The organism is Modestobacter sp. SYSU DS0904 (genome assembly GCF_054051115.1).
Map to the genome: position 1 here is coordinate 203,126 of NZ_JBJHAQ010000001.1, position 25,370 is coordinate 228,495.

Below are 25,370 nucleotides of genomic sequence, written 5' to 3' on the forward strand. Positions count from 1 at the left end.
CGGTCAGTGCTCCTGGCGGCGCTCGGGATAGGAGAAGTGCGGCGACGAGACGTCGTCCAGCGCCGTGACGATCGCCGGCGGCAGCCGGACCCCGTCAGCGTCCAGCACGGCCTGCAGCTGCTCGGCGGTGCGTGCCCCCACGATGGGGGCGACCACGCCGGGGCGGTCCCGCAGCCAGGCCAGCGCCACGCCCAGCGGGGTGGTGCCCAGCCCCTCGGCGGCGGTGATCACGGCCTGCACCACCCGGTCGGCGTGCGCCGAGCGCAGCTGGTCGATGAAGCCCTGCCACTGCGGGGAGGCCCCCCGCGAGTCCTCGGGGGTGGCGTGCCGGTACTTGCCGGTGAGCAGCCCGCGGCCCATCGGCGACCAGGGCAGGATGCCCAGGCCCAGCGCCTCGGCCGCCGGGGCCACCTCGCGTTCGATGCCGCGCTGCAGCAGCGAGTACTCGACCTGGGTGCTCACGATCGGGGTGCGGCCGGGCCAGGCGCGCTGCCAGGTGGCGGCCTGCGCGGTCTGCCAGCCGGTGAAGTTGCTGATGCCCACGTAGCGGGCCCGCCCGGAGGCGACCGCGGCGTCACAGGCGGCCAGCGTCTCCTCCAGCGGCGTGGCGCCGTCCCAGTCGTGCAGCTGCCAGAGGTCGACGTGGTCCAGGCCCAGGCGGTCCAGGGAGGCGTCCAGGGCGGCCAGCAGGTGCCCGCGGGAGCCGCCGCGGCCCATCGGGCCGGCGCCGGTGCGGCCGACGGCCTTGGTCGCGACCAGCACGTCACCACGGGGGACGACGTCGGCCAGCAGTCGGCCCAGGGTCCGCTCGCTCTCGCCCTGCCCGTAGACGTCGGCGGTGTCGACCAGCGTGCCGCCGGCGTCGACGAAGGCGGTCAGCTGCAGCGCCGCCTCGTCCGCGTCGGTGTCCCGACCCCACGTCATCGTGCCCAGGCCCAGCCGGGAGACGACCAGACCGCTTCGTCCGAGCGCCCGCTGTTCCACGACCGGTCAACCTACCGTTGCCCCGGGCGCCGACCCCGGATCGCCGGCACACCGGGAGGTCGCCCGGATCGGCACGGCCACGGCCCCTAGGGTGTGCTGCCGTGCACCCGACCCCCGCGCCCCGTCCCGCCCGCCCGGCCCGGGGGATCTGACCGTGGGCTGGATCGAGGCAGTCGTCCTGGGTCTGGTCCAGGGGCTCACCGAGTTCCTGCCCATCTCCTCCAGTGCGCACCTGCGCGTGGTGGGGGAGGCCTTCGGCTGGGGCGACCCCGGGGCGGCGTTCACCGCGATCACCCAGATCGGCACCGAGGTCGCGGTGCTGCTCTACTACCGGCGCAAGATCGGCCAGATCATCGTCACCTGGGTGAAGGCCCTGTGGACCCCGGCGCTTCGCAGCGCCCCGGACGCCCGGATGGGCTGGTTGATCATCGTCGGCAGCATCCCGATCGTGGTGCTCGGCCTGCTGTTCCAGGACACGATCGAGACCACCTTCCGCGACCTGCGGATCGTCGCGATCGCCCTCGTGGCGTTCTCGCTCGTGCTCTACGTGGCCGACCGGTACGGCAGCACCCAGCGGGAGATGTCCGACCTCACCGTCAAGCACGGCCTGTTGTACGGGCTGGCGCAGGCCATGGCGCTCATCCCCGGTGTGTCCCGGTCCGGAGGGACGATCACCATGGGGAGGTTCCTCGGCTACTCCCGGACGGCCGCCGCTGACTACTCCTTCCTGCTGGCCGTGCCGGCGGTCCTCGGCGCAGGGGTCTTCCAGACCTACGAGGCGCTCACCGGCGACATCGCTGGCGAGATCGCCTGGGGCCCGACCGTCCTGGCCACGGTGATCGCCTTCGGCGTGGGGCTGACGGTCATCACCTGGCTGCTGCGCTACCTGAAGCGGGGCAGCTTCACCCCGTTCGTGGTCTACCGCATCGTGCTCGGCCTGCTGGTGCTCGCGCTGGTCGGCGCCGGGGTGCTCGACCCGACCTGACGGAGGTCGTAGGACCCCCGGGCCCCCACCACTCGCGAGCTCGCGGCGGGACCCGGTACGGGGGCCATAGGCTGGGCGCGTGACCACGCTGATCCTGCTGCGCCACGGCCGCACGACGGCGAACACCTCGGGCGTGCTGGCCGGCTGGACCCCCGGCGTCCGGCTCGACGAGTCCGGCGAGGCGCAGGTCCGCGCGGTCGCCGAGCGGCTGTCCGGTGTCCCGCTGGCCGCCGTCGTCAGCAGCCCGCTGGAGCGCTGCCAGCAGACCGCGGGCGCCGTCGTCGGGGGCCGGGAGCTCGAGCTGCAGACCGACGACCGGTTCGGCGAGGCCCGCTACGGCGACTGGACCGGCCGGCCGATCAAGGAGCTGGCCAAGGAGCCGCTGTGGAAGGTCGTGCAGCAGCACCCCTCCGCGGCGGTCTTCCCCGGCGCCGAGGGCGAGGGGCTGGCGGAGACCCAGGCCCGCGCGGTGGCCGCCGTCCGGGAGTGGAACGCCAAGCTCGGCCCCGACGCGGTGTGGCTGGCCTGCAGCCACGGTGACGTGATCAAGGCGGTGCTCGCCGACGCCTTCGGCATGCACCTGGACTCCTTCCAGCGGATCGTCGTCGACCCGGCGTCGATCTCGGTGGTGACCTACACCGACACCCGGCCGTTCGTCGCCCGGGTCAACGACACCGGCGGGGACGTGTCCGCGCTCATCCCGCCGAAGAAGAAGCGCGGACGGCGGAAGGCCTCCTCCGACGCGGTGGTCGGCGGCGGTGCGGGCGCGGGCCACCCCTGATCGACCCGCGTAACCTGATCCGCGTGCCACGTCAGGTGTTCCTCTTCGACCGTCCCACCCGGTTCGTCGCCGGCACGGTGGGTCAGCCCGGCGACCGCACCTTCTACCTGCAGGCCTCCGACGAGGCCGGCCGCACGGTCAGCGTGGCGCTGGAGAAGACGCAGGTCCAGGTGCTGGCCGACCGGATGAGCGAACTGCTCGACGAGATCTCCAACCGGGCCACCGTCGTCGTCCCCCCCGACGCCGACGTCGACGACCTGGAGCCCCTCACGGCGCCGGTCGACGAGGAGTTCCGGGTCGCCGCCATGGGCCTGGCCTGGGACGGGGAGGCCGCGGCGGTCGTCGTCGAGGCCGTCGCCGCCGGCGAGGAGCCGGTCGAGGAGGACGTGATCCTCTCCGACAGCGACGAGGGCCCCGACGCGCTGCGGGTCACCATCACCCCGGTTGCCGCCCGGGCGTTCGTCGCCCGCGCCCGCCGGGTCATCGCCGCCGGCCGGCCCTCGTGCCCGCTGTGCTCGATGCCGCTGGACCCGGCCGGGCACGTGTGCCCCCGCCAGAACGGCTACCGCCGCTGACCGGCGGGCGGCCGCCCCGATGACCGAGCCCGGCACGCGCCCCGAGCAGGAGCCCGACGAGGACGTCGTCCTGGAGTGGGTCCCCGTGGACGAACTCGAGGACGACGAACTGGAGGACGACGAGCTCGCCGACGACGGCGACGTCCGCACCCTGGACCTGGCCGCCTTCGACCACGGCGACCGCCGCGCCCCCGACGGCCGGGCCGAGGTCGACACGCTGCTGCGCGACGGCGAGCTGGACATGGAGGGCCGGCTGCTCGACGCCAGCAACGTCACCCTCGTCGGCGCCATCCGCACCGACACCCTCGCCGCGACCTGCGTCTACAAGCCGGTCGCGGGGGAGCGGCCGCTCTGGGACTTCCCCGACGGCACGCTCGCCGGCCGGGAGATCAGCGCGTACCTGGTGTCGGAGGCGACCGGCTGGTCGATCGTGCCGCCCACGCTGCTGCGCGACGGCCCGTTCGGCACCGGCATGGTGCAGCTGTGGATGGACGCCGACCCGACGGTCGACCTGGCCGAGTTCGTCCGCCGCGACGACCCCGCGCTGCGCCGGATGGCGGTGTTCGACGCCGTGGTGAACAACGCCGACCGCAAGGGCGGGCACATCATCCCGATGCGCGACGGGCACGTGTACGGCGTCGACCACGGCATCTGCTTCTCCGTCGAGCCCAAGCTGCGCACCCTGCTGTGGCAGTGGGCGGGCCGGCCCATCCCGCTCGCCGCGCTCGAGGTGCTGGAGCAGCTGGCCGCGGACCTGCGCGGGGACCTGGGGGAGCAGCTGCACGAGCACCTCACCCGGCGCGAGGTGCACCGCACCCAGCAGCGGGTGGCCCGGCTGCTGCGCACCGGGCTGCACCCGCAACCCTCCGGCGACTGGCCCGCCCTGCCCTGGCCGCCGTTCTGAGCTGACCACCTCCGCGGCTGCGCACTCCCAGGGGTGTCCCGGTGGCGGGATGCCCCGAAGAGTGCGCACACGGGCGATCCCGCGGGCATTGTCCCCGGTCTGCTGGCCTGCCAGGGTGGGCGTCGTGCCGCATCGGAGCCGTCTGGCCGTCCTGCTCATCGACCTGCCGCCGGAGCTGCACGGCCGGGGCCAGCAGTTCTGGTCGGCGGCCACCGGCCACCCGGTCGAGCCCGACGCGATCGACGACGTCTGGTCCTCCCTCGGGTCGTTCGCCGACGGCTTCCACCTGGAGGTGCAGCGCACCGGCCCGGGCACCGCCCCCCGCTGGCACGTCGACATCGAGACCGACGACGTGCTCGCCGAGGTCCGCCGGCTGGAGGCGCTCGGCGCGGTGCGGATCGCCGACATGGGCGGCTTCTGGCAGATGAAGGACCCCGCCGGACTGCTCTTCTGCGTCGTCGGCATCCAGACCGGTGACGAGTTCGAACGGCACGCCACCAGCTGGCCCTGACCAGGCCGCCCCCGTGCAGGGGCGCCGCGCACCGGGCGGCCTGCGGTCGTGTCGGCGGTCGGTCTTACCCTCCTGACGTGCTCTCCTGGCCCGCCCCGCTCCTCCCCACCCTGCCCGGGTCCGGTTCCGCCCTGCGGTTGTACGACACCGCCCGCGGCGACGTCGTCGCGACCCAGCCGGGTCGGATCGCGCGGATGTACGTCTGCGGCATCACCCCGTACGACGCCACCCACCTCGGCCACGCCGCCACCTACCTCGCCTTCGACCTGGTCAACCGGGTCTGGCGGGACGCCCGGCACGGGGTCCACTACGTGCAGAACGTCACCGACGTCGACGACCCGCTGTTCGAGCGGGCGAACCGCGACGGCGAGGACTGGATCGTGCTCGGCATGCGCGAGACCGCGCTGTTCCGGGAGGACATGACCGCCCTGCGCGTGCTCCCACCGGAGGACTTCGTCGGCGCGGTCGAGTCGATCCCGCGGATCGTCGGCAAGGTGGAGGACCTCTGGGACGCCGGGCTGGCCTACCAGCTCGACGACGGCACCGGTGACGTCTACCACGACATCTCGCAGGCCCCCGGCTTCGGCGGGGAGTCGAACTACGACGAGGCGACGATGCTGCGGCTCTCCGCCGAGCGCGGCGGCGACCCCGAACGCCCGGGCAAGCGCTCCCCGTTGGACCCGCTGCTGTGGCGCGGCGCCCGCGAGGGCGAGCCGTCCTGGCCCGGTCCGCGGGGCGTCGCCGGGCGGCCCGGCTGGCACGTCGAGTGCGCCGCCATCGCGCTGGACACCATCGGCATGGGCTTCGACGTCCAGGGCGGCGGCAGCGACCTGGTGTTCCCGCACCACGAGTACTCCGCGGTGCACGCCGAGGCCCTCACCGGCGCCAAGCCCTTCGCCCAGGCCTACGTGCACGCGGCGATGATCGGCCTGGACGGCGAGAAGATGAGCAAGAGCCGGGGCAACCTGGTGTTCGTCTCCCGGCTGCGCGGCGACGGCGTCGACCCGATGGCCATCCGGCTGGCCCTGCTGTCCGGCCACTACCGCACCGACCGCACCTGGACGGCCGAGCTGCTCACCCGGGCCGAGGAGCGGCTGGCCACCTGGCGCCGGGCCGTCGCCCAGCCCACCGGTGCGCCCGCCGGCCCGGTGCTGCGGGCGGTCCGCGAGCGGCTGGCCGACGACCTGGACAGCCCGGGCGCGATCGCCGTGATCGACCGGTGGGCCGAGGCCACGCTCGACACCGACCGCGCCGCCGGGGAAGACGGGGCACCGACCGTGGTCGCCGACGTCCTCGACGCGCTCCTGGGCATCGAGCTCTGACCATGGGCCAGCCGCAGCCGGACGCCGGGGGAGCGCTGTTCCGGCTGGCCGACCGGGCGGCGCGGGAGCGCGCCGAGGAGCAGCTCGCCCCGTCCGCCGCCCGCGCGGCGGCGACCCGCGGGCGCGCCCGCCCCGAGCCGGAGGACCCGTTGCGCACCGCCTACGAGCGGGACCGCGACCGGATCCTGCACGCCAAGGCGTTCCGCCGGCTCAAGCACAAGACGCAGGTGTTCCTGCACCCCGACGGCGACCACTTCGTCACCCGCCTGACGCACACCCTGCAGGTCACGCAGGTGGCCCGGTCGCTGGCCGCGGCGCTGTCGCTGAACGAGACCCTCGCCGAGGCGATCGCGCTGGGCCACGACGTCGGCCACTCACCGTTCGGGCACATCGGCGAGGACGCGCTGGACCCCTACGTCGCCGGCGGCTGGCACCACGCCGCCCAGGGGGTCCGCATCGTCGAGGTGCTCGAGGACCTCAACCTCACCTGGGAGGTCCGCGACGGCATCCGCGCGCACAGCTGGAAGATCAGCCCGCCGCCGGCCACCCGTGAGGGCGAGTGCGTGCGTTTCGCCGACCGGATCGGCTACCTCTCCCACGACGCGCTGGACGCCGTCCGCGCCGGGGTGCTGCGGGTCACCGACCTGCCCGCCCGCGCCCGCGCCGTCTTCGGCGACCCGGGCAGCGCCATGGTGGGCTCGATGATCGCGGCGGTGGTCGAGGGCAGCCTGTCCCCGGCGAACACCACCGGTGCCGTGGTCATGGCGCCCGACGCCCTCGAGGCGATGAACGAGCTGCGCACCTTCATGTTCGAGCGGGTGTACGGCTCCGAGACGGCCGCCGGGCAGAAGCACCTGGCGGTGGACGTCATCCGGCGGCTGGTCGACCACCACCTGGCCCACCCCGACCTCATCCCGGCCAGCTACCGCGACACCGAGGCCGACGTGCTCACCCAGGTCGTCGACTACGTCACCGGCATGACCGACCGCTACGCCCTGGCCACCCACGACCGGCTCTTCGACGACACCGCCGCCCTGCGGATGCGGCCGCTGCTCATAGCCCCCTGATCCGAGCCGAAGCCGGGCACGAGAACGGGCTGGGCGGGGTCATCCGAGTCGGATGACCCCGCCCAGCCCGTGCTGATCATGGACGGGCCGGGATCAGCCCGCGCCCGAGGAGCCGCGGCGGCGCAGATACCGCTCGAACTCGCGGGCGATCTGGTCGCCGTTGGCCTGGGAGAGGTCGGAGGCGGTGGCCCGCTCCTCGAGCGAGCGCACGTACTCCACGACCTCCTCGTCCTCGTTGGCCATCTCCGAGACCGTCGTGACCCACTCGGCGGCCTGCTGCGGCAGCGTGCCCAGCGGGACGGGGAGCTCCAGGACCTCCTCGACCCGGCGCAGCAGCGCGACGGTCGCCTGGGGCGAGGGCGGCTGGGAGACGTAGTGCGGCACCGCGGCCCAGAAGCTGATCGCCGGCAGCCCGGCCTGGACGCACGCGTCCTGGAACACCCCGAGGATGCCGGTCGGCCCCTCGTAGCGGGAGGTCTCCAGACCCCACTTCTCCGCGGACTCCGCGTCGTAGGCCGAACCGGTGACCGGGGTCGGCCGGGTGTGCGGCGTGTCGGCGAGCAGCGCGCCCAGCCCGATCACGGTCTGTGCCCCCAGTTCGTGGCACAGCTCGATGAGCTCCTCGCAGAAACCGCGCCAGCGCATGTTCGGCTCGATGCCGCGGATGAGCAGCACGTGCCGGTCGCTGCCCTCGGGCTTGGCCACGGAGATGCGGGTCGTCGGCCACTCCAGGCGACGGCTGACGCCGTCGACGAGGGAGACGGTGGGGCGGTTGACCTGGAAGTCGTAGTACTCCTCGGGATCCAGGGCGGCCAGCGGGTCGGCGTCCCAGATCAGTTCCAGGTGCTCCACCGCCCCGGTGGCGGCGTCCCCGGCGTCGTTCCACCCCTCGAAGGCGACGACCACCACGGGGTCGTCCAGCTCGGGCAGGTCGTCTGCGGCGGAGTTCGGATCGATCACTCGGACCAGCCTACGTCGATCCGGCCGACCCGCCCGGCGACCGACACCGCCGGTGGACAGGCCCTCGGGACGCGGCACGTGGCCCACATCACGGTCGGCGGGTGCGGGATGCGATCATGGGGCCGCTGTTCGAGGACGACGAGGCGCCGCTGCCCGTCGGAGTTGCCAGGGCCCTGGCGCCGGACGCGTTCGTGACCGTGACCGAACGAACCTCCTGAGGACCGCCGTGCCCGAGTTCCACGCACCTGGCGCTGCTGCGCCCGCTGCCGCCCACGTCCGCCCCGACGCCACTGCCGAGCTGATCGACCTGCTCCGGCGGCGCATCGCCGTCCTGGACGGCGCGATGGGGACGGCGATCCAGCGCGACCGGCCCGACGAGGCCGGGTACCGCGGCGAGCGATTCGCCGACTGGCCGACCGACGTGCAGGGCAACAACGACCTGCTGAGCATCACCGCCCCGGAGATCATCGCCGGCATCCACCGCGAGTACCTCGAGGCCGGCGCCGACCTGATCGAGACGAACACCTTCAACGCCACCCGCATCTCACTCGGCGACTACGGCATGTCCGACCTCGCCCACGAGCTCAACGTCGCCTCGGCCCGGCTGGCCCGCGCCGCCTGCGACGAGATGACCGCGCGGACGCCGGACCGGCCCCGCTACGTCGTCGGAGCCATCGGCCCGACCAGCCGGACGGCGTCCATCTCACCGGACGTGAACGACCCGGGCGCCCGCAACGTCACCTACGACGAGCTGGTCGAGGCCTACCTGGAGCAGGCCGGCGGGCTGGTCGACGGCGGCTCCGACGTGCTGCTCATCGAGACGATCTTCGACACGCTCAACGCCAAGGCGGCGATCTTCGCGCTGGAGACGCTGTTCGAGCAGCGCGGCCGCCGCTGGCCGGTGATGATCTCCGGCACGATCACCGACGCCTCCGGCCGCACGCTGTCCGGGCAGGTCACCGAGGCGTTCTGGCACTCGGTCCGGCACGTCGAGCCGCTGCTGGTGGGGCTGAACTGCGCGCTGGGCGCCAAGGAGATGCGGCCCTACCTCGCCGAGGTCGCCCGGGTCGCCGACACGTTCGTCTCCTGCTACCCGAACGCCGGGCTGCCCAACGCCTTCGGCGAGTACGACGAGGCGCCGGAGGAGACCGCCGCGATCCTCGAGGAGTTCGCCACCGCCGGGTTCGTGAACCTGGTCGGCGGATGCTGCGGCACCACCCCGGCGCACATCGCGGCGATCGCCCGGGCCGTCGAGGGCAAGGCGCCGCGGACCCCGGTCGAGGTCCGCCCGGCGCTGCGGCTGTCCGGGCTGGAGCCGGTCACCGTCGACGAGGACTCGCTGTTCGTCAACGTCGGGGAGCGCACGAACATCACCGGCTCGGCCCGCTTCCGGAACCTGATCAAGGCCGGCGACCACCCGGCGGCCCTTGCCGTCGCCCGCCAGCAGGTCGAGGCCGGCGCGCAGGTCATCGACGTCAACATGGACGAGGGGATGATCGACGGCGTCGCGGCGATGGACCGCTTCACCAAGCTCATCGCCGCCGAGCCGGACATCTGCCGGGTGCCGGTGATGATCGACTCCTCGAAGTGGGACGTGATCGAGGCCGGGCTGAAGAACGTCCAGGGCAAGGCGATCGTCAACTCCATCTCGATGAAGAACGGTGAGGAGGAGTTCGTCCGCGAGGCGCGGCTGTGCCGCAAGTACGGCGCCGCGGTGGTCGTGATGGCCTTCGACGAGGACGGCCAGGGCGACACCCTCGAACGCCGCACCCAGATCTGCCGCCGCGCCTACGACATCCTGGTCGGCCAGGTCGGCTTCCCGGCCGAGGACGTCATCTTCGACCCCAACATCTTCGCCGTCGCCACCGGCATCGAGGAGCACGCCACCTACGGTCTCGACTTCATCGAGGCCACCCGCTGGATCAAGCAGAACCTGCCCGGAGCACTCGTCTCCGGTGGCGTCTCGAACGTCTCGTTCTCCTTCCGCGGCAACAACCCCGTGCGTGAGGCCATCCACTCGGTCTTCCTCTACCACGCGATCGCGGCCGGGCTGGACATGGCGATCGTCAACGCCGGACAGCTGGAGGTCTACAGCGAGGTGCCCGAGGTGCTGCGCGAGCGGATCGAGGACGTCGTCCTCAACCGCCGCCCGGACAGCACCGAACGGCTGCTGGAGATCGCCGGGGACTTCGCCGGCGACGGCTCGGTGGAGGAGGTCGCCTCCGAGGAGTGGCGGTCGCTCCCGGTGTCCGAGCGGATCACCCACGCGCTGGTCAAGGGCATCGACGCGTTCGTCGAGGACGACACCGAGGAGCTGCGCCAGCAGATCAGCGCCCGCGGCGGCCGGCCGATCGAGGTGATCGAGGGCCCGCTGATGGACGGCATGAACGTCGTCGGCGACCTGTTCGGCGCCGGCAAGATGTTCCTGCCGCAGGTGGTGAAGTCCGCGCGGGTGATGAAGAAGGCCGTGGCCCACCTCATCCCGTACATCGAGGCGGAGAAGCAGCCCGGCGATGCCGAGCGCAGCAACGGCAAGGTCGTCATGGCCACCGTCAAGGGCGACGTGCACGACATCGGCAAGAACATCGTCGGCGTCGTCCTGCAGTGCAACAACTACGACGTCGTCGACCTCGGGGTGATGGTGCCCGGGCAGAAGGTGCTCGACGCCGCCAAGGAGCACGGCGCCGACGTCATCGGCGTCTCCGGGCTGATCACGCCGTCGCTGGACGAGATGGTCAACCTCGCCACCGAGATGGAGCGGCAGGGGTTCACCATCCCGCTGCTGATCGGCGGGGCCACCACCTCCCGCGCGCACACCGCGGTGAAGGTCGCGCAGAAGTACTCCGGCCCGGTGATCTGGGTGAAGGACGCCTCGCGGTCGGTGCCGGTGGTCGCCGCGTTGCTGTCGGACGAGCAGCGGCCCGCGCTGCTGGCCGAGACCGCCGCCGACTACGAGGCGCTGCGCGAGCGGCACGCGGCCCGGAACGACACCCGGTCGTTGCTGCCGCTGGCGACCGCCCGCGCCCAGGCGCCGGCCATCGACTGGAGCGAGCACGCCCCGCCACGGCCGCGGATGCTGCTGCAGCAGGACCGGGACGTCTGCGGCGGTGCTCCCTGCGACCACCCGGCGGGCCACGCGACCCAGTTCGTCCGGCACTTCGCCGACTACCCGCTGGCCGAGCTGCGCGAGTACATCGACTGGCAGCCGTTCTTCAACGCGTGGGAGATGCGCGGGCGGTTCCCCGACATCCTGCACAACCCGACCACCGGGGAGGCCGCGCGCCGGCTGTACGCCGACGCGCAGGAGATGCTCGACCGGATCGTCGCCGAGCGGTGGCTGCGGGCCAGCGGGGTGTTCGGCCTGTTCCCGGCCAACCGGGTGGGTGGGGAGGACATCGCGGTCTACACCGACGAGTCCCGCGCCGAGGTCCGGACGACGCTGCACCAGCTCCGCCAGCAGACCGAGGGCCGCGACGGCGCGCCGCGCAAGTCGCTGGCCGACTTCGTCGCCCCCGCCGAGACCGGGCTGCGCGACCACATCGGCGCCTTCGCCGTCACCGCCGGGCTGGGGTCGACCGAGCGGGTCGCGGCGTTCAAGGCGGCCAACGACGACTACAGCGCGATCATGCTGGAGGCGCTGGCCGACCGGCTGGCCGAGGCGTTCGCCGAGCGGCTGCACCAGCGGGTGCGCACCGAGTTCTGGGGCTACGCGCCGGACGAGAGCCTGGACAACGAGTCGCTGGTCGCCGAGCGGTACCAGGGCATCCGGCCGGCGCCGGGCTACCCGGCGTGCCCGGAGCACACCGAGAAGCAGACGATCTGGGAGCTGCTCGACGTCGAGGCGACCACCGGGCTCCAGCTCACCGAGAGCATGGCCATGTGGCCGGGGGCCTCGGTGAGCGGGCTGTACTTCTCCCACCCCGAGTCGCGGTACTTCGTGCTGGGCCGGGTCGGCCGCGACCAGGTCGAGGACTACGCCCGCCGCAAGGGCTGGACGGTCACCGAGGCGGAGAAGTGGCTCTCGCCGAACCTGGGTTACCGCACCCAGGACGAATGAAGGACCCCCGTCCCCCTCACCCTTCGCGAGCTCAGGGCGAGCCTCTGGACGGGGGCCGAAGGGCGGTTGTCACCCGACGACGAGGACGTCGGTGAACGCCGCCGAGTGCTCGCTGGCGAACCGGTACCGACCCGGCTGGTCGGGCGCCAGGAAGGTCAGCAGCGTGCGCCCGGGCACCTCGACGTCGAAGGCGCCGTCGACGGCGGTGATCGTCACCGCCTGGTCGGTGCCGTTGTGCACGGTCACCCGAGACCCGGCGGCGACCGGGCCGGCGACGTGGAACCGCTCGGCGTCGACGAGCACGCCGACCGACAGGTCGCCGTGGTCGTGGCCGGCCATCGGGTCGGCCACGGTGGCCGGCGCCGCCGTCCCCCCGGACGGCGGCGCGGCGTCCGGGGGAGGCGAGGCCGGGGGAGGGGAGGCCGCCAGGGCGACGGCCAGCGCGACCGTGGCCAGCATGACCAGCAGCTCGACGGCGGCGAAGCGCCGGAACGCCCCAGGCCGGCCCGCCCGCAGCCGGGGCAGCGTGCGCCGCCGGTGCTGCCAGCCGAGGAACGCGAGCAGCCCCAGCCCGGCGGTCTTGCCGACCAGCAGCCACCCGTAGCCGGTGCCGAGTGCGGCCGGCACCGCGCCGGTGCCACCCAGCAGGAGCCCGGCGGCCAGCAGCCCGGAGCCACCGGTCACCAGGGCGCACAGCAGCGCGAGCCGGCTGAACCGCGCGGCGGCCGGGGCTACGTCCCCGGGCGCGCGGCCGTGCACCAGCAACGCGAGCAGGCCGCCGATCCAGAGCGCCGCCGCGACGACGTGCGCGGCCAGGGTGGTCACGGCGAGCAGGTGGTCCTCGGCGGCCGACGAGTGCCCGGTGAGCAGCACCGGGACGACCAGCGCGGTCACGGCACCGGCCAGCAGCAGCCGGGCGCCGAGCCCCCGGGTGCAGCGGCGCGCCGACACCGCGAGCAGGCCGGTGGCGGCGGTGACCAGCAGGACGGTGCGCCCGGCGCCGGTGTCGCCCAGGAACACCTGGACCGTCGCCCAGGGCAACCCCGACGGCGCCACGCCCACCAGGCGGCTGACGGTGAGCAGCCCGCCCACGGCGGTGGCGGCCGCCCAGACCGTGGCCCAGACCGACGCCGCCAGCACCGCACGCCGCGCCGGCGGGGGGAGGACACCCGCCCGGCCGGGCAGCAGCGCGGCGGCGAACAGCACGGTGCCCACGGTGCCCACGGCCGCGAGCCGGCCGACCAGGGTCAGCAGCGGCTCGCCCCACTCGACCAGCGGATCGGCCGCGGACAGGCCCGGGACGGCGGGGGCCGGCGTGCTCCCGCCGACGGCGAGCGCACCGACCAGCACGGCCACCGCACCGACCACCGTGCCGAGACCCGCGGGCACCAGCCACCGGGGGCGGGTGCGCGCCGGTCGCGGGGCGGGCTCCACCGGGATGACCGGCGCGGCGCGGATCATGCCGGCCTGCGCAGCCGACTGACGACGAGCGTGCCGAGGGCACCCAGCACCAGCGCGCCGGCGACCAGCCACACCAGCGGCGTCCCCGGGTCGGCCGACGCGGCGACCGGCTCCGCCGACACCGGCGCGGCCGGGGCAGCGCCCGGGGTGACGGTGAAGCCGTAGGTGCCCTCGACGTTGTGCCCGTCGGACGACGTGCTGCGCCACTGGACGGTGTAGCTCCCGGCCGGCACGTCCGCCGCCAAGGCCTGCACGACGGAGGCGCCTTGGATCTCCGGCGCGCCCGCGGACACCGTGCCGTCGGGCCCGGTGACCAGCACCTGGGTGCCCAGCGGCAGCGGCGCGCCGCTGAAGTCCAGCTGCACCGCGGCCGGTGCGGCGGACAGCGCGGCCCCGGCCGCCGGGGTGCTGCGCACCAGCCCGTCGTGTGCCTGGGCCGGTGCCGTGCCGACCGCGAGCACCAGCGCGGTCAGCAGGCCGAGCAGACCCAGCAGGGCCCCCGGTGCGCCGCGGCGACGTCGTTCGGACGGCGGACCTGGGAACGGAGTCATGCCCGGTGTTCGTCCCGGCCGGGTCTCCCGGTTCTGTGCGGCGGCCGGGAACGAGCTGTCGATCACGGATGAACCGATCCGGCGCCCCACCCCGAAACCCAGATGGCCAGGACGGCAGCGGGGGTCTCCTCCCGCTGGGGCACGCGTCATCGGCCGAGGTCAGCCAGACCTGTTCGACGGCGGGCGCACCGATGCGCCCGGCCCGCCCGATGGGCGACCGGCTCCCAGCCGCCGTCCGGCGGACACCCCAGCAGAGGGGTGCCGCACCCCGACAACGAGGAGCACACCATGCGCAAGGCACTCGCAGTCCCGGCCGTCGCCATCGCCGCGCAGCCTTCCCGCTGCTGTCCATGTCCGCCGCCTCGGCGCACGAGGGCACGCACAGCTACCAGGCGGACCTCGGCGCGGTGAACCAGTCGGGCGTCAACGGCACCGGCATGGTCACGCTGGACGGCAGCACGGCGACCGTGATGATCGAGGCGTCGGGGCTGCTCGCCGGCTCGCCGCACGCCCAGCACTTCCACATCGGCGCCCTGGGCACCTGCCCCACCAACGACCTCGCGGACGACGCGGACGGCGACGGCTTCGTGAGCGTCACCGAGGCGGCGACGTACTACGGCGCCATCGGCACGTCGCTGACCACGACCGGCGACACCAGCCCGGACAGCGGCCTGGCGATCGACCGCTTCCCGACCGCCGAGGGCGGCTCGATCAGCTACGAGCGGACCTTCGAGGTCACCGACGACGTGCACGCGGCGTTCGAGGCGGGCACGGCCGTGCTGGTCGTGCACGGTGTCGACAAGGACGGCTCGGGTGCCTACGACGGTGACGTCATGAGCGACCTCGACGCGTCGCTGCCGATGGAGGCCACCGCCCCGGCCGCCTGTGGCGCGCTGGACGTCGCGCAGATGGGTGCCGCTCCCGCCGGTGGTGCCGAGACCGGTGCCGGGAGCACCGTCGGCACCGAGAACTCCGCGGCCATCGGCGTCGGCGCCCTGGCTGCCGTCGGTGCCGTCGGCGCCGGTGCGGTCGCCTACCGCCGTCGTCAGGCCGCGCAGGTCTGATCCGGCTCCGGGGGGGGGGGGGGGGGGGGGGCCCCCGCCCCGGCCCGCCCCCCCCCCCCCCCCCCCCCCCCCCCCCCCCCCCCCCCCCCCCCCCCCCCCCCCCCCCCCCCCCCCCCCCCCCCCCCCGGCCCCCCTCCCGCTCCTCCTGGAAGGACCTCCTGTGACCGAGCAGCGCAGCCGGCGACCCGGCCCCCGTACCTGGACGGCGCTGGCCGTCGCGCTCGTCGTCGTCGCGGTGGTGGCGGTGGTGGTCGCGGTGACCGGGCAGCAGCGGGCACCGCAGCCCGCGGCCGCGGCCGCCGGGCCGCCGTCCTCCTCGAGCGGCCCCGCCACCCCGACCCGGGCGCGGGACACCGACGCCCCGGCCGCCGAGCCGTCCGCCGCCGCCCAGCTGGTAGCCGAGCCGGTCTCGGTGAGCATCCCGGCCATCGGGGTCACCAGTGACCTGATGCGGCTCGGCCTGAACGACGACGGAACGGTGGAGGTGCCGCCGCTGGGTCCGGACGACCAGGCCGGCTGGTACGAGCGCGGTCCGGCCCCGGGCGCGGTGGGCCCGGCAGCCCTGCTCGGGCACGTGGACTCCGCCGCCCACGGGCCGGGCGTCTTCTTCGAGCTGGGCGCCCTGCGGCCCGGTGACGAGGTGACCGTCGAGCGCGCGGACGGGACGGTCGCGGTGTTCGCCGTCGACCGGGTGGAGCGCCACCCCAAGGACGACTTCCCGACCATCGAGGTCTACGGGGACACCGACGACGCGCAGCTGCGGCTGATCACCTGCGGGGGCGACTTCGACTCCGCGGCCCGCAGCTACGAGGACAACGTCATCGCCTTCGCCACCCTGGTGAGCACCCGCCCGGCCTGACCGGGGCCGCTCTCTAGACTCCCCGGCGTGTCGTTGACCACGGTGCGCGACGACGCCGGCTCGTTACAGCGGCTGGAAGCAGTTCTGTTCGACATGGACGGCACCCTGGTGGAGACCGAGCACCTGTGGGACCACTCGCTCGAGCTGCTCGCCGGGCAGCTGGGCGGCCGGATGTCCGACGACGTCCGGCCGGCCATGGTGGGCGTCTCGGTCGCGGCGTCCCTGCAGCTGCTGTACGCCGACCTCGGGGTGTCCCGGACCGAGCAGGAGACCGCGGCCGACGAGCGGTTCCTGGTGGCCGCCACCCGGGCGCAGGTCGAGGCGGGGGTGCGGTACCGGCCCGGTGCCCGGGAGCTGCTCATCGCGGCCCGCGCGGCCGGGCTGGCCACCGCGCTGGTCACCTCCACGGAGCGGTCGCTGACCGACGTGGTGCTGCGCCTGGTCGGTGCCGAGCTCTTCGACGTGACCGTGTGCGGGGACGAGGTCCCGGCCACCAAGCCCGACCCCGCGCCCTACCTGCAGGCGGCCGCCGCCCTCGGTGTCGACCCCGCGCACTGCCTCGTCGTGGAGGACTCGCGGACGGGAGCCGCCGCCGGCCTGGCCGCAGGCGCCACCGTCCTCGGTGTCCCGTCGTTGCAGCCACTGCAACCACGGGACGGGCTGGTGATTCGGGAGACGCTGACCGGAGTGACCGTGGACGACCTGCAACGCATGCTGCCCGGGCGTTCCCGGCCCACTGCCCAGCCCGTCCTCTGACGCCGGCCCAGCCTGGGCGCGTTCCCGGCAGCGAGCCCAGCGTGGACCGCGCCGGGTTGGCTCACCTCGCGGGTCAGCGCGCTCCGCTCTGACCCGATCGGGGAGCTCGGAGCCACCGGAGCCTCGCAAGGACATTGACGATCCGCTATGTTGGCCGACATGGCCCTGCTCGCGTCTGCCGGTGAGCTGCTGAAGGACGCCCGGAGCCGGGCGGGGCTGACTCAAGCGCAGGTCGCCGAACGGGCCGGGGTCACCCAGAGCGTCATCAGCGTGTACGAGTCCGGGCGGCGCCAGCCGTCGCTGCCGGTGCTGCTGGACCTCGTCGCGGCCAGTGGGCACCGGGTCGACGTGACGCTGGTCCCGGCGGCACCTGAAGTCGCGGAGTCGGCTTCCCGGCGGCCCCTGTCCGGGCCGCTCGGACGTCGCGTGTTGCGCCACCGGGAGCAGCTGGGGGCGTGCCTCGCCGCCCGCGGGGCGCGGCTGATCGGTGTCTTCGGGAGCGTCGCCCGGGGCGCGGACGGTCCGGAGAGTGACGTCGACCTGCTCATCGACCTCCCGGCCTCCGCCGGACTGTTCGAGCTGGGGCGGATGCGCAGGGACCTCGAGGAACTGCTCGGCGTCCCGGTCGACCTGGTTCCGGCCAGTGGTCTGAAGTCCGACGTGCGGGCCGAGATCGACGCCGACCTGATCGAGCTGTGAGCCGGCACGACCGTCAGCGGTTGCACGACGTCCTCGCGGCGCTCGAGGCCTACGTCGACACGACCCACGCGATCGTGGCGAGCACCGTGGCGCACGACCTGCCCGGGCTCCGCTGCGCCGTTGGCCGCCTGCGCGCGATCGCCGACGACCGGTGACCGGAGTGGCCGGTGGCCGCCGCGGTGCGCTGGCCCTGACGTGCAGGCGGCTCAGGCGGGGGTGACCGGCAGCGTGGTGCGCCAGCCGGCAGCCGCGGCGGCCTCGGCCGGGAACGGCGGGGGAGTGCCACCGAAGGCCGGGCACAGCGCCTGGTGGTCGCACCAGCTGCAGAGCCGGCTCTTGTTGGCACGGAAGTCACCGGTGGCCACGGCCCGCTCGATGGCCGCCCAGATCGCCTGCAGGGTGCGTTCGAACCGGAGCAGCTCCGCCTCGTCGGGGGAGTAGGTGAGCGCGTCGCCGTCCTTGAGGTACAGCAGCTTCAGCTGGGCGGCGACCACGCCGCGGGTGCGCCACAGCACCAGTGCGTAGAACTTCATCTGGAACAGCGCCTTGGCCTCGAACGCCTCGCGGGGCACGCCGCCGGTCTTGTAGTCGACCACCCGCAGCGCGCCGGTCGGGGCGACGTCCAGCCGGTCGACGTACCCCCGCAGCAGCAGCCCGTCGGGCAGGGTGACCTCGACCAGCTCCTCCCGGCCGTGCGGCTGGATGCGGGTCGGGTCCTCCAGGGAGAAGTAGGTCTCCACCAGCGCGCCGGCCGAGCGCAGCCAGGCGTCGACACCCTCGGCCGCGGCCGGCTGCGCCTGCTCGGCCACGGACTCACCGGACCCACCGGACCCGCCGGACTCCGTCGCGAAGAGCTCGGCGATGCCGTCCTCCTGGCGCAACTCCTCCCACGCCGGCGCGACCAGGTCGCGGGCGGCCTCGAGGGTGCGCTGCGCGGGCGGCAGGTCGTACAGCCGCTCCAGCACGGTGTGCACCAGCGTGCCGCGGACGGCCGCCTTCGACTTCTTCTCCGGCAGCCGGTCGATGGTGCGGAACCGGTACAGCAGCGGGCAGGACTTGAAGTCGGCGGCCCGGGACGGAGACAACGAGGGACGCCGGGGCGCGCTGTCGGCCGCCGTCGTCCGCTCGGCCGGGGCCTCGGGCACGGGGCCGGTCGCGGACTGGTCCGTCTCCACCGTCACGGTCATGGCAGCGAGGCTAGGTGAGGCCCCTGACGATCCCGCTCAGCCACGTCCGAGCGTCCGCGCCGCAGGTCACCCGGATCGGCCTCCGTACCCTCGCCTCCCGTGAGCGCAGAGCAGGAGCACCCGCAGGACGTTGCCCCGGAGACCCCGGCGGAGGCGCCGACCGCGGCCTCCGTCGTCAGCGAGGTGCTCGCCGAGGCGCCCCTGGAGCCGGTCGTGGCGGGTGGGGCCCTGCCGGTGGAGCCGGTGGAGGGGGCCTTCGAGGTCGGGGACCGGGTGCAGCTCACCGACCCCAAGGGCCGGCACCACACCGTCGTCCTGGAGGCGGGCAAGCAGTTCCACACCCACCGCGGCGCGATCAGCCACGACGACCTGATCGGCGCGCCGGAGGGCTCGGTCGTGCACTCGACGGCGAACACCGGCTACCTCGCGCTGCGCCCGCTGCTGGCCGACTTCGTGCTGTCGATGCCCCGCGGCGCGCAGGTCATCTACCCCAAGGACGCCGCCCAGATCGTCGGGTTCGGCGACGTCGGCCCGGGGATGCGGGTGCTGGAGGCCGGCGCCGGGTCCGGCGCGCTGAGCTGCTCGCTGCTGCGCGCGGTCGGCTCGACCGGCACCCTCACCAGCTACGAGCGGCGGGAGGACTTCGCCGACGTCGCCCGCGGCAACGTCGGGGCGTTCTTCGGCGAGGTGCCGGCCAACTGGTCGCTGCGGCTGGGCGACCTGGCCCAGCACCCGGCCGAGGAGGTCGTCGACCGCGTCGTGCTCGACATGCTGGAGCCGTGGGCCGTGCTGCCCACCGTCGCCGCCGCGCTGCGCCCCGGGGGCGTGCTGATCGGCTACGTCGCCACCACCACCCAGCTGTCCACCTACGTGGAGGCGCTGCGGGCCCAGGGCCGCTGGACCGAGCCGTACGCCTGGGAGACCATGCTGCGCCCCTGGCACGCCGAGGGCCTGGCGGTGCGCCCCGAGCACCGGATGGTCGCCCACACCGCCTTCCTGGTCACCGCCCGCCGGCTGGCCGAGGGGGCCGTCGCGCCCATGCGGCAGCGGCGCAAGAAGCTCGCCTGACGCCCCTCCCGGCACCGCGGCGCGTGTCGGGAGGATGACGTCCGGACCCATCGCGCACACCCGCTCCGAGCCTGCGGCGCCGTCACCTCCCGCGTGTATAGATTGGCGTCCTGGCTCCCCCCGATGTGTGTGGAGGTGCGCGATGGGCGTTGGTCCTGACGAGTTCCGAGCGCGGCGTGAGCGTGACGTCGCCTCCCTGGTGAACCAGATCTCCTACCTCGAGGAGGAGATCTCCCTCCTGCGCCGCAAGGTGACCGACAGCCCACGCCAGGTGCGTGCGCTGGAGGAGCGGCTCGCCGAGGCCGAGGGCCGGGCGGCCTTCCTCTCCGAGCGCAACGACAAGCTGGCCGGCACGCTGCGCGAGGCGCGCGAGCAGCTGGTCACGCTCAAGGAGGAGATCGAGCGCCTCGGTCAGCCGCCGTCGGGGTACGGCGTCTTCCTGGAGCGGTTCGACGACGGCACGGTCGACGTGTTCACCGGCGGCCGCAAGCTGCGGGTGTCGGTCTCCCCGGACGTCGTCGTCGACGAGCTGCAGCACGGCCAGGAGGTCATGCTCAACGAGGCGATGAACGTCGTCGCCGCCCGCGGCTTCGAGCGCGCCGGTGACGTCGTGACGCTGAAGGAGCTGCTGGAGCCGGTGGCCGGGGAGCCGCGCCGGGCGCTGGTCATCGGGCACACCGACGACGAGCGGGTGGTGCGCCTGGCCGACTCGCTGGAGGGCCAGCCGCTGCGCAGCGGTGACTCACTGCTGCTGGAGACGCGTTCGGGCTACGTCTACGAGCGGATCCCGAAGAGCGAGGTCGAGGAGCTCATCCTCGAAGAGGTCCCCGACATCGACTACGAGGACATCGGTGGCCTGAGCCGGCAGATCGAGCAGATCCGCGACGCCGTCGAGCTGCCGTTCCTGCACGCCGACCTGTTCCGCGAGTACGAGCTGCGCCCGCCCAAGGGCATCCTGCTGTACGGCCCGCCCGGGTGCGGGAAGACGCTGATCGCCAAGGCGGTGGCCAACTCGCTGGCCAAGAAGGTCGCCGAGCTGCGGGGCGACGGCGACCGGAGCCAGGGGAAGTCGTTCTTCCTCAACATCAAGGGCCCCGAGCTGCTCAACAAGTACGTCGGCGAGACCGAACGGCACATCCGGCTGGTGTTCCAGCGGGCCCGGGAGAAGGCCAGCGAGGGCACGCCGGTCATCGTCTTCTTCGACGAGATGGACTCGATCTTCCGCACCCGCGGGTCGGGGGTCTCCTCCGACGTGGAGAGCACGATCGTGCCCCAGCTGCTCAGCGAGATCGACGGCGTCGAGGGCCTGGAGAACGTCATCGTCATCGGCGCCTCCAACCGCGAGGACATGATCGACCCGGCGATCCTGCGGCCGGGGCGCCTGGACGTGAAGATCAAGATCGAGCGGCCGGACGCCGAGGCCGCCCGCGACATCTTCAGCAAGTACCTGACGACGACGCTGCCCATCCACGCCGACGACCTGGCCGAGCACGGCGGCAGCCGCGAGGCGACCATCGCCGGGATGATCCAGAGCACCGTCGAGCGGATGTACACCGAGACGGAGGAGAACCGCTTCCTGGAGGTCACCTACGCCAACGGTGACAAGGAGGTCCTGTACTTCAAGGACTTCAACTCCGGGGCGATGCTGCAGAACATCGTCGACCGGGCGAAGAAGATGGCGATCAAGGACCGCCTGGAGACCGGCGTCGGCGGGCTGCGGGTCGGGCACCTGATGAACGCGTGCGTCGACGAGTTCAAGGAGAACGAGGACCTGCCCAACACGACCAACCCCGACGACTGGGCGCGGATCTCGGGCAAGAAGGGCGAGCGGATCGTCTACATCCGCACGCTGATCTCCGGCAAGGGCGCCGACAGCGGCCGCGCCATCGACACCGCGACCAACACGGGCCAGTACCTGTAACGAGTGCGCCGTCCCACCCGGCCCCCGTCGCTGCCGCGGCGGGGGCCGAGCGTGTGGGGCCCGTGGTGACGGCGGACGTCGTCCGGCCGGCGACGGCGGGCACCGGGACCCGCCTAACCTGAGCCCATGAGCGTGCGACGGGTCATGGGGACCGAGCTGGAGTACGGCATCTCGGTGCCCGGGCAGCCGGGGGCGAACCCGACCACGCTGTCCAGCCAGGTGGTCAACGCCTGGTCGGTGGCCGAGGCGCCGACGCCGCGCCGGCCGCGCTGGGACTTCGAGGAGGAGTCGCCGCTGCGCGATGCCCGCGGGTTCGACCTCTCCCCGGCGACCGCGCTGGACCACAACGACCTCGACGAGGACGCCGGGATGGCCAACGTCATCCTCACCAACGGCGCCCGGCTCTACGTCGACCACGCCCACCCGGAGTACTCGACGCCCGAGGTCACCAGCCCGCGCGACGTCGTCCTGTGGGACAAGGCGGGGGAGCGGATCATGGCCGAGGCGGCCCGCCGGGCCGCGCGCGTGCCCGGCACCCAGCCCATCCAGCTGTACAAGAACAACACCGACGGCAAGGGCGCCTCCTACGGGGCGCACGAGAACTACCTGATGAGCCGGTCGACCCCGTTCATCGAGATCATCCGCGGGCTGATCCCGTTCTTCGTCACCCGCCAGGTGTTCGCCGGGGCGGGCCGGGTGGGTATCGGCAGCGAGGGGCGCACCGACGGGTTCCAGCTCTCCCAGCGGGCGGACTTCTTCGAGGTCGAGGTCGGGCTGGAGACGACGCTCAAGCGGCCCATCATCAACACCCGCGACGAGCCGCACGCGAACCCCGACGACTACCGCCGGCTGCACGTGATCATCGGCGACGCCAACCTGGCCGAGCTGTCCACCTACCTCAAGGTCGGCACGGCGGCGCTGGTCCTGTCGCTGATCGAGGCCCGCGCCCTGGACCGGGACCTGACCATCGAGGAGCCGGTCGAGGCGCTGCAGGCGATCAGCCACGACCCGTCGCTGACCCACCGGGTGCGGCTGCGCGACGGCCGGCGGCTCACCGCCATCGAGGTGCAGCGGGAGTACCTCGCGATGGCGAAGCGGTTCGTCGCCGCGCAGGGCGACGACGACGCCCAGACCGCCGACGTGCTGCGCCGCTGGGCGTCGGTGCTCGACGACCTGGAGGCGGACCCGATGCGGCTGGCCGACCAACTGGACTGGCCGGCCAAGCTGCGCCTGCTGGAGGGCTACCGCCAGCGCGACGGCCTCTCCTGGGGCGACGCCCGGCTCAAGCTGGTCGACCTGCAGTACTCCGACGTCCGGCCGGACAAGGGGCTGTACCACCGGCTGGTGGCCCGCGGCTCGATGCAGCGGCTGGTGACCGACGAGGAGGTCACCCGGGCGATGACGGCCCCGCCGGAGGACACCCGGGCGTTCTTCCGCGGCGAGTGCCTGCGGCGGTACCCGGCCCAGGTGGCGGCGGCGTCGTGGGACTCGGTGGTCTTCGACGTCGGCCGGGACAACCTGGTGCGGATCCCCACGATGGAACCGTTGCGCGGCACCCGCGAGCACGTCGGGGCGCTGTTCGAGTCGACGTCGAGCGCGGCGGAGCTGGTGGACACCATCACCGGCCGCTGAGCGTCCGGCCCCCTTCTGTCACACCCCGCGGGTAACTTCTGCGGCAGCGCACCACACCAGCTCAGGGAGGGTGACATGGCCACCAGGGACACCGGCGGGCAGCAGCGGTCCACGCGTTCGCGCGAGGAGACCGAGGAGGTCGAGGCCTCGGTCGACACCGAGGCGAGCGACCGCACCAAGGAAGTGACCGACGACGTCGACTCACTTCTCGACGAGATCGACGGCGTGCTCGAGGAGAACGCCGAGGAGTTCGTGCGTGCGTACGTACAAAAAGGGGGCCAGTGACCGAGATCATCCCGGTCTTGAGTGTCTCGCGTGGAGAAGAAGTACTGCCGCGACTGCGGCGCACATCGCCCCCTCGCTGAGTTCAGCAAGAACAAGAGGTCGCGTGACGGGCTCGCGTTCTACTGCCGTCAGCACCTCGCCGAACGATCGCTGCAGAGCCGTGAGGCCAGGCGGGTCGAACCGCGCAAACACCGGTTCGCCCCACCTGGGCTGAAGGTCCCGGACGGTCACAAGTGGTGCCCCGATTGCGAGCAAGTCCTCGCCTTGGAGGCGTTCCCGCGCACCAGGGCGTCGTCAACGGGGCGTGCCACCTACTGCCTGCCCTGCCACAACGCCCGCGGGAAGAAGTGTCGCGAAGCTGTCGGCGGGAGTAGGACCTATCACCTGTCCCGGCGCTACGGGATCACTGCCGAGGAAGCCGACGACATGCTCCCGCTCAGGGTGGCCTGTGCGCGGTCTGCCGGGAGGCACCCGCCGTACACGTCGATCACGATCACGTGACCGGTGCGGTCCGCGACCTGCTCTGTTTCAACTGCAATGGTGGGCTGGGCCAGTTCCGGGACGACGAGCAGCTGCTCCGGGCGGCGGCCGACTACGTCGAGCGGCATCGGATCGAGCAAGGGCGCGACCCGGACGGCGCCGGACGCCACGAGGTCCGCCCGGCGATCGCGCGTGCCTCAGGCGCTCGGCGCGTCGTCTCGCCGGGGATGGCCCGGTGGCTGGCCATGCAGTCGGCGGCGGAGCAGTCGGTGACCAAGCCGGCCACGTCTCCGGCCGAGTGAGGCCCGGTCACCCGGCGCCCGGGGTCGGCGTCTACGACCCCCGGGGTCGACCGCCGGTAGGGTCCCAGGAGCAGCACGGACAGCCGCTCTGAAGCGGCGGGAGAGGTGGATGGGTGAGCGAGTTCGCAACCGGTCGGAGCGGGTTCCCGCCCGCCTACCTGGACCGGGTCGGGTCCTCGTTCACCGACTTCCTGGGCACCACGGCGCCCGACCTGCTGCCCGGCCGGCGAACCCTGCCCGGCACGCCGATGGGCGACCTCGCCCCGCACGGCACCACGATCGTCGCCGCCACCTTCGACGGCGGTGTGCTGATGGGCGGTGACCGCCGGGCCACCATGGGCAACCTCATCTCCAGCCGCGACATCGAGAAGGTCTACCCGGCCGACTCCTGGTCGGTGATCGGCATCGCCGGCGCTGCCGGGATCGCGATCGAGATGGTCCGGCTCTACCAGGTGGAGCTGGAGCACTACGAGAAGATCGAGGGCGTCACGATGTCCCTCGACGGCAAGGCCAACCGGCTGGCCGCGATGATCCGCGGCAACCTCGGCGCGGCCATGCAGGGTCTCGCCGTCGTCCCGCTGTTCGCCGGCTACGACCTCGACGCCGCCGACGGCGTGAGCCCGGGGCGGATCTTCAGCTACGACGTCACCGGCGGGAACTACGAGGAGCGCGGCTACGCCTCGGTCGGCTCCGGTTCGCTGTTCGCGCGGAACTCGCTGAAGAAGACCTGGCAACCGGGCCTGTCGGCCGACGCGGCCACCCGCACCGTCGTCGAGTCGCTGTACGACGCCGCCGACGACGACTCGGCCACCGGCGGTCCGGACATGGTCCGCAGGTTGTTCCCGATCGTCTACCGGGTCGACGCCGAGGGCGCGGTCCGGCTCCCCGACGCAGAGGTCTCCGCCGTCGCCGCCGCCATCGTCGCGGAGCGCTCGGCCGCGGACGGGCAGGGCTGACCC

General features: G+C 73.4%; 25 protein-coding genes. 20 read left to right on the forward strand and 5 right to left on the reverse strand.

Annotated features, from left to right (window positions below):
• Positions 1 to 3: 3 nt before the first annotated feature.
• Positions 4 to 984: an aldo/keto reductase gene (locus ACI79U_RS00930; RefSeq protein WP_457071913.1), complete on the reverse strand. Its 981-nt coding sequence runs from the start codon at positions 982 to 984 to the stop codon at positions 4 to 6.
• A 154-nt stretch (positions 985 to 1,138) separates the two neighbouring features.
• Between ACI79U_RS00930 and ACI79U_RS00935 the strand changes: the two genes are divergently transcribed.
• The 7 genes from ACI79U_RS00935 (at position 1,139) to ACI79U_RS00965 (ending at position 7,129) form a co-directional block, all read left to right on the forward strand.
• The gene (locus ACI79U_RS00935; protein WP_457071915.1) at positions 1,139 to 1,969 is read left to right on the forward strand and encodes an undecaprenyl-diphosphate phosphatase; all 831 of its coding nucleotides are present in this window, start codon (positions 1,139 to 1,141) and stop codon (positions 1,967 to 1,969) included.
• A 79-nt stretch (positions 1,970 to 2,048) separates the two neighbouring features.
• A complete protein-coding gene (locus ACI79U_RS00940; protein WP_457071918.1) occupies positions 2,049 to 2,750 on the forward strand; it encodes a histidine phosphatase family protein in 702 nt (233 codons plus the stop codon).
• A 23-nt stretch (positions 2,751 to 2,773) separates the two neighbouring features.
• Positions 2,774 to 3,325, forward strand: coding sequence for a DUF3090 family protein (locus ACI79U_RS00945; RefSeq protein ID WP_457071921.1), 552 nt, complete (start codon positions 2,774 to 2,776; stop codon positions 3,323 to 3,325).
• A 19-nt stretch (positions 3,326 to 3,344) separates the two neighbouring features.
• Complete coding sequence (locus tag ACI79U_RS00950; RefSeq protein ID WP_457071923.1) at positions 3,345 to 4,229, forward strand: SCO1664 family protein; 885 nt, start codon at positions 3,345 to 3,347, stop codon at positions 4,227 to 4,229.
• Between the two features lie 124 nt (positions 4,230 to 4,353).
• Positions 4,354 to 4,740 carry a VOC family protein gene (locus ACI79U_RS00955; RefSeq protein ID WP_457071926.1) on the forward strand — a complete coding sequence of 129 codons (387 nt, stop codon included), beginning with the start codon at positions 4,354 to 4,356 and terminating at the stop codon, positions 4,738 to 4,740.
• Between the two features lie 77 nt (positions 4,741 to 4,817).
• Entirely contained in the window at positions 4,818 to 6,062 is a 1,245-nt protein-coding gene (gene mshC, locus ACI79U_RS00960) for a cysteine--1-D-myo-inosityl 2-amino-2-deoxy-alpha-D-glucopyranoside ligase (protein ID WP_457071928.1), read from the forward strand.
• 2 nt (positions 6,063 to 6,064) lie between these two features.
• Entirely contained in the window at positions 6,065 to 7,129 is a 1,065-nt protein-coding gene (locus ACI79U_RS00965; RefSeq protein WP_457071931.1) for an HD domain-containing protein, read from the forward strand.
• Between the two features lie 93 nt (positions 7,130 to 7,222).
• Here ACI79U_RS00965 and ACI79U_RS00970 read toward each other — a convergent pair whose 3' ends face one another.
• Positions 7,223 to 8,089 (reverse strand): PAC2 family protein, encoded by an 867-nt coding sequence (locus ACI79U_RS00970; RefSeq protein WP_457071934.1) that lies wholly within the window; start codon positions 8,087 to 8,089, stop codon positions 7,223 to 7,225.
• A gap of 226 nt (positions 8,090 to 8,315) precedes the next feature.
• On the opposite strand from ACI79U_RS00970, the gene metH reads away from it, so the two are divergent.
• Positions 8,316 to 12,146: a methionine synthase gene (metH, locus tag ACI79U_RS00975; RefSeq protein WP_457071936.1), complete on the forward strand. Its 3,831-nt coding sequence runs from the start codon at positions 8,316 to 8,318 to the stop codon at positions 12,144 to 12,146.
• 69 nt (positions 12,147 to 12,215) lie between these two features.
• Here metH and ACI79U_RS00980 read toward each other — a convergent pair whose 3' ends face one another.
• Complete coding sequence (locus ACI79U_RS00980) at positions 12,216 to 13,607, reverse strand: copper resistance D family protein (protein WP_457071939.1); 1,392 nt, start codon at positions 13,605 to 13,607, stop codon at positions 12,216 to 12,218.
• Positions 13,604 to 14,158 carry a copper resistance CopC family protein gene (locus tag ACI79U_RS00985; protein WP_457071941.1) on the reverse strand — a complete coding sequence of 185 codons (555 nt, stop codon included), beginning with the start codon at positions 14,156 to 14,158 and terminating at the stop codon, positions 13,604 to 13,606. The genes ACI79U_RS00980 and ACI79U_RS00985 overlap by 4 nt, the downstream gene beginning before the upstream one ends.
• A 350-nt stretch (positions 14,159 to 14,508) precedes the next feature.
• Here ACI79U_RS00985 and ACI79U_RS00990 point away from each other — a divergent pair, with 350 nt between their 5' ends.
• The 5 genes from ACI79U_RS00990 (at position 14,509) to ACI79U_RS01010 (ending at position 17,691) form a co-directional block, all read left to right on the forward strand.
• Positions 14,509 to 15,222: a hypothetical protein gene (locus ACI79U_RS00990; RefSeq protein WP_457071943.1), complete on the forward strand. Its 714-nt coding sequence runs from the start codon at positions 14,509 to 14,511 to the stop codon at positions 15,220 to 15,222.
• Between the two features lie 160 nt (positions 15,223 to 15,382).
• Positions 15,383 to 16,081, forward strand: a complete 699-nt coding sequence (locus ACI79U_RS00995) for a class F sortase (protein ID WP_457071055.1) — start codon at positions 15,383 to 15,385, stop codon at positions 16,079 to 16,081.
• Between the two features lie 27 nt (positions 16,082 to 16,108).
• Entirely contained in the window at positions 16,109 to 16,837 is a 729-nt protein-coding gene (locus tag ACI79U_RS01000) for an HAD family hydrolase (RefSeq protein ID WP_457071057.1), read from the forward strand.
• Positions 16,838 to 16,996: 159 nt separating this feature from the next.
• A complete protein-coding gene (locus ACI79U_RS01005) occupies positions 16,997 to 17,536 on the forward strand; it encodes a helix-turn-helix domain-containing protein (RefSeq protein ID WP_457071059.1) in 540 nt (179 codons plus the stop codon).
• Positions 17,533 to 17,691: a hypothetical protein gene (locus tag ACI79U_RS01010; RefSeq protein ID WP_457071061.1), complete on the forward strand. Its 159-nt coding sequence runs from the start codon at positions 17,533 to 17,535 to the stop codon at positions 17,689 to 17,691. The genes ACI79U_RS01005 and ACI79U_RS01010 overlap by 4 nt, the downstream gene beginning before the upstream one ends.
• 51 nt (positions 17,692 to 17,742) lie before the next feature.
• Here the strand turns inward: ACI79U_RS01010 and ACI79U_RS01015 are convergent, their stop codons facing one another.
• Positions 17,743 to 18,723 carry a RecB family exonuclease gene (locus tag ACI79U_RS01015; protein WP_457071063.1) on the reverse strand — a complete coding sequence of 327 codons (981 nt, stop codon included), beginning with the start codon at positions 18,721 to 18,723 and terminating at the stop codon, positions 17,743 to 17,745.
• 99 nt (positions 18,724 to 18,822) lie between these two features.
• On the opposite strand from ACI79U_RS01015, the gene ACI79U_RS01020 reads away from it, so the two are divergent.
• The 7 genes from ACI79U_RS01020 to prcB all read left to right on the forward strand — a co-directional run bounded on the left by ACI79U_RS01020 (position 18,823) and on the right by prcB (position 25,367).
• Complete coding sequence (locus tag ACI79U_RS01020; RefSeq protein ID WP_457071065.1) at positions 18,823 to 19,791, forward strand: tRNA (adenine-N1)-methyltransferase; 969 nt, start codon at positions 18,823 to 18,825, stop codon at positions 19,789 to 19,791.
• Between the two features lie 142 nt (positions 19,792 to 19,933).
• A complete protein-coding gene (arc, locus tag ACI79U_RS01025) occupies positions 19,934 to 21,712 on the forward strand; it encodes a proteasome ATPase (RefSeq protein ID WP_457071066.1) in 1,779 nt (592 codons plus the stop codon).
• Between the two features lie 126 nt (positions 21,713 to 21,838).
• Entirely contained in the window at positions 21,839 to 23,344 is a 1,506-nt protein-coding gene (gene dop / locus ACI79U_RS01030) for a depupylase/deamidase Dop (RefSeq protein WP_457071068.1), read from the forward strand.
• A gap of 75 nt (positions 23,345 to 23,419) precedes the next feature.
• Positions 23,420 to 23,629, forward strand: coding sequence for a ubiquitin-like protein Pup (locus ACI79U_RS01035; RefSeq protein WP_457071070.1), 210 nt, complete (start codon positions 23,420 to 23,422; stop codon positions 23,627 to 23,629).
• 30 nt (positions 23,630 to 23,659) lie between these two features.
• Complete coding sequence (locus tag ACI79U_RS01040) at positions 23,660 to 24,130, forward strand: hypothetical protein (protein WP_457071072.1); 471 nt, start codon at positions 23,660 to 23,662, stop codon at positions 24,128 to 24,130.
• The gene (locus ACI79U_RS01045) at positions 24,076 to 24,411 is read left to right on the forward strand and encodes an endonuclease domain-containing protein (protein WP_457071127.1); all 336 of its coding nucleotides are present in this window, start codon (positions 24,076 to 24,078) and stop codon (positions 24,409 to 24,411) included. The genes ACI79U_RS01040 and ACI79U_RS01045 overlap by 55 nt, the downstream gene beginning before the upstream one ends.
• Before the next feature lie 113 nt (positions 24,412 to 24,524).
• A complete protein-coding gene (prcB, locus tag ACI79U_RS01050; RefSeq protein WP_457071074.1) occupies positions 24,525 to 25,367 on the forward strand; it encodes a proteasome subunit beta in 843 nt (280 codons plus the stop codon).
• Positions 25,368 to 25,370: the final 3 nt, after the last annotated feature.

Excerpts from the sequence above, each read along its gene's own strand:
- ACI79U_RS00950 (WP_457071923.1), top strand. The coding sequence starts at position 3,345 with ATGACCGAGCCCGGCACGCGCCCCGAGCAGGAGCCCGACGAGGACGTC.
- ACI79U_RS00965 (WP_457071931.1), top strand. The coding sequence starts at position 6,065 with ATGGGCCAGCCGCAGCCGGACGCCGGGGGAGCGCTGTTCCGGCTGGCC.
- ACI79U_RS00980 (WP_457071939.1), bottom strand. The coding sequence starts at position 13,607 with ATGATCCGCGCCGCGCCGGTCATCCCGGTGGAGCCCGCCCCGCGACCG.
- ACI79U_RS00985 (WP_457071941.1), bottom strand. The coding sequence starts at position 14,158 with ATGACTCCGTTCCCAGGTCCGCCGTCCGAACGACGTCGCCGCGGCGCA.
- ACI79U_RS00990 (WP_457071943.1), top strand. The coding sequence starts at position 14,509 with ATGTCCGCCGCCTCGGCGCACGAGGGCACGCACAGCTACCAGGCGGAC.
- ACI79U_RS01005 (WP_457071059.1), top strand. The coding sequence starts at position 16,997 with ATGGCCCTGCTCGCGTCTGCCGGTGAGCTGCTGAAGGACGCCCGGAGC.
- ACI79U_RS01015 (WP_457071063.1), bottom strand. The coding sequence starts at position 18,723 with ATGACCGTGACGGTGGAGACGGACCAGTCCGCGACCGGCCCCGTGCCC.
- arc (WP_457071066.1), top strand. The coding sequence starts at position 19,934 with ATGGGCGTTGGTCCTGACGAGTTCCGAGCGCGGCGTGAGCGTGACGTC.
- dop (WP_457071068.1), top strand. The coding sequence starts at position 21,839 with ATGAGCGTGCGACGGGTCATGGGGACCGAGCTGGAGTACGGCATCTCG.
- ACI79U_RS01035 (WP_457071070.1), top strand. The coding sequence starts at position 23,420 with ATGGCCACCAGGGACACCGGCGGGCAGCAGCGGTCCACGCGTTCGCGC.